The 2,266-nt window shown below is 60.0% G+C and carries 3 protein-coding genes and 1 pseudogene; 3 read left to right on the plus strand and 1 reads right to left on the minus strand.

The features are described from left to right. Positions 1–250: pseudogene (locus AAC083_RS02920) on the plus strand (NADP-dependent 3-hydroxy acid dehydrogenase); the annotation flags it as partial. Positions 251–311: 61 nt separating this feature from the next. Here the strand turns inward: AAC083_RS02920 and AAC083_RS02925 are convergent. Next, complete coding sequence (locus AAC083_RS02925) at positions 312–473, minus strand: hypothetical protein (RefSeq protein ID WP_181364623.1); 162 nt, start codon at positions 471–473, stop codon at positions 312–314. Between the two features lie 299 nt (positions 474–772). Here AAC083_RS02925 and AAC083_RS02930 point away from each other — a divergent pair, with 299 nt between their 5' ends. After that, positions 773–1,225: a hypothetical protein gene (locus AAC083_RS02930; protein ID WP_108535772.1), complete on the plus strand. Its 453-nt coding sequence runs from the start codon at positions 773–775 to the stop codon at positions 1,223–1,225. A gap of 367 nt (positions 1,226–1,592) precedes the next feature. Further along, on the plus strand, positions 1,593–2,266 hold a 674-nt coding region (locus AAC083_RS02935; RefSeq protein WP_146181560.1), incomplete at its 3' end, for an iron-containing alcohol dehydrogenase.

The raw sequence follows: 2,266 nt of genomic DNA on the forward strand, positions 1-2,266 counted from the left end.
GGGCACGGCCATCCGCGTTACCAATGTGGAACCGGGCCTGTGTGGCGGCACCGAGTTTTCCAACGTGCGCTTTCACGGTGATGACGCCAAGGCGGCCACCGTTTATCAGGGGGTGCAGGCCATTCAGCCAGAAGACATCGCCAATACGGTGCTCTGGGTCAGCCAGCAGCCCGCCCACGTCAACATCAACAGCATAGAGATCATGCCAGTGGCCCAGACCTTCGGCCCGCTCCATATCAGCCGCCGCTGAGTTTATCGTTTGACGAAATGAGAAGAGGCACCCGGGGTGCCTCTTTGTTTTGGTGAGCCGATTACAGGCTCATGATCTGCTTGAGCTCCTCCTCCGGATACTTCTTCTCGCGGCGTTTGGTGAGGTCGGTCATTTCGCCCGTTGCCGAGTTTTCAGCGCTTGCCCCCGTTCTGCCGGGCGGGTCGAAAGGCCAAGTATTTTTTCCCGTGGTTGACGCCAACATTGTATGTCTCTGGGGTTGTTCTGCGATGCTCGCGCTAATGCTTGTCTTGCTCTGATGGTAGCGGTCGAGTGTAGAAAGATATGCCGCAGCCTCATGGCGAGGCGGCGCAGGAGTCATGATTCTGACGCCATGCGGCGGTGAGCAATGGGTGTGGCGCCAGCCTGCATGCAGGATCTCGGCTCATCTGGCAAGTTGGCCTGTAACTTGCTGGTTTGATTGATAATGGTGGGGCTTGGCGCCCCATGTCACCGGATCGGCCAACGCGCCATGCCGGATATGCCTACCGAATTGGAGCCCCCATGGATATCAAACCCTACAGCCAGCAGCTTGCCCAGAGTGCGTCCAATTCCCGCGCCCTTGCCACCCTTAGCAGTGCCGACGGTGGTCAGGGGGGCGGCTGGGAGGAGCTGGTCAACCTCTCCTCCCAGCGATTGACCAGCAAGGCTCAGCAGACGCTCACCTATGAGCACCTGGCCAAGAACAGCAAACTGCCGCCAGCGCTGGACCTCAGTTCAGACAAGGGGGGCATGATGCAGCAACTGGTGGACAAGGCGCTGGGGTTTGATCGCAAGAAATTCAACGAGATAGAAGGAAAACTCAAGGAGATCGCCGACAACAAGCAGCTGTCTGCCGAAGAGCGCGAGCAGCAGAGCAAGGCCTTGAACGAGCAGAAGGAGACCATGCTGCAAGATGCCATGGATCGCCTCACCGGCAAGAAGAGTGCACCAAAGGAAGAGACCAGGCGCGCCTGAGTGATGGCCGGTCGACTCGAACGGCAATTCGTTGTCGCCAGGGGCAAGCACTTGCCCCTGTCTGGGCGCCATGGCCGGGTTGAATATCCGCACTGAATGGACTGACCTGCGCCACAAAAGAGGCAGCCAAAAAGAGGGTGGATGCCGCTCTCTGTTTGATCGGACTGAGCCTGCAAGCGCGGCTTAGGTAGCGTCGGCAGGGTGGATTGGGAATTGCTACTTTCCTCCGGCGTTATTTCTGCTCGGGCACTATTTCTGCTCGGACACTATTTCTTTTCGGGCACTATACGGACCCGAACGCAATGCATGTGTTGATAGCCCACTCCCGTTTTTGACCTCATGGAGCCACTGGCGCACAATTCCCTGCGTGCATTCAACCGAGGGCTCTGCCGTGTACAACTTCCAATATGCCAATCCTACCCGCGTCTGTTTCGGTGAAGGCCAGATCGCCAGCTTGCCCGATCTAATCCCGGCGGACAGCCGCCTGCTGGTTCTCTACGGCGGTGGCAGCATCAAGCAGAACGGCGTCTATGAGCAGTTGACCCAGGCGTTGGCGGGCAGGGATTGGCAGGAGTTCCCCGGTATTGGCGCCAACCCCCGGTACGATCAGCTGATGGAGGCGGTGGCGCTGGTGAAGCGCGAGCGCATCGACTTCCTGCTGGCGGTCGGCGGTGGATCCGTGGTGGATGGCACCAAGTTCGTGGCCGCTGCAGCCTGCTTCGAGGGTGAAGATCCCTGGGAGATACTGCTGCACAAGGCACCCGTCAAGGCGGCGTTGCCGCTGGGCTGCGTGCTGACCCTGCCCGCCACCGGCTCGGAGAGCAATCCCGCCGCCGTAGTGAGCCGGGGGGAGGCCAAGCTCTCCTTCATGAATCCGCTGGTGCAACCTGTGTTTGCCGTGCTCGATCCCGCCACCACCTACAGCCTGCCCGCCCGCCAGGTCGGCAATGGGGTGGTGGATGCGTTCGTCCATATCATTGAGCAGTACCTCACCTTCCCGGTGGGAGGCGAGGTGCAGGACAGGCTGGCGGAAGGCTTGCT

Origin of the sequence: Aeromonas sp. HMWF014, assembly GCF_963878295.1 — a bacterium.
Classification (GTDB): domain Bacteria; phylum Pseudomonadota; class Gammaproteobacteria; order Enterobacterales; family Aeromonadaceae; genus Aeromonas; species Aeromonas popoffii.

Coding starts and splice junctions, on each gene's coding strand:
- AAC083_RS02925 (WP_181364623.1), bottom strand. CDS start 473: ATGTTGGCGTCAACCACGGGAAAAAATACTTGGCCTTTCGACCCGCCC.
- AAC083_RS02930 (WP_108535772.1), top strand. CDS start 773: ATGGATATCAAACCCTACAGCCAGCAGCTTGCCCAGAGTGCGTCCAAT.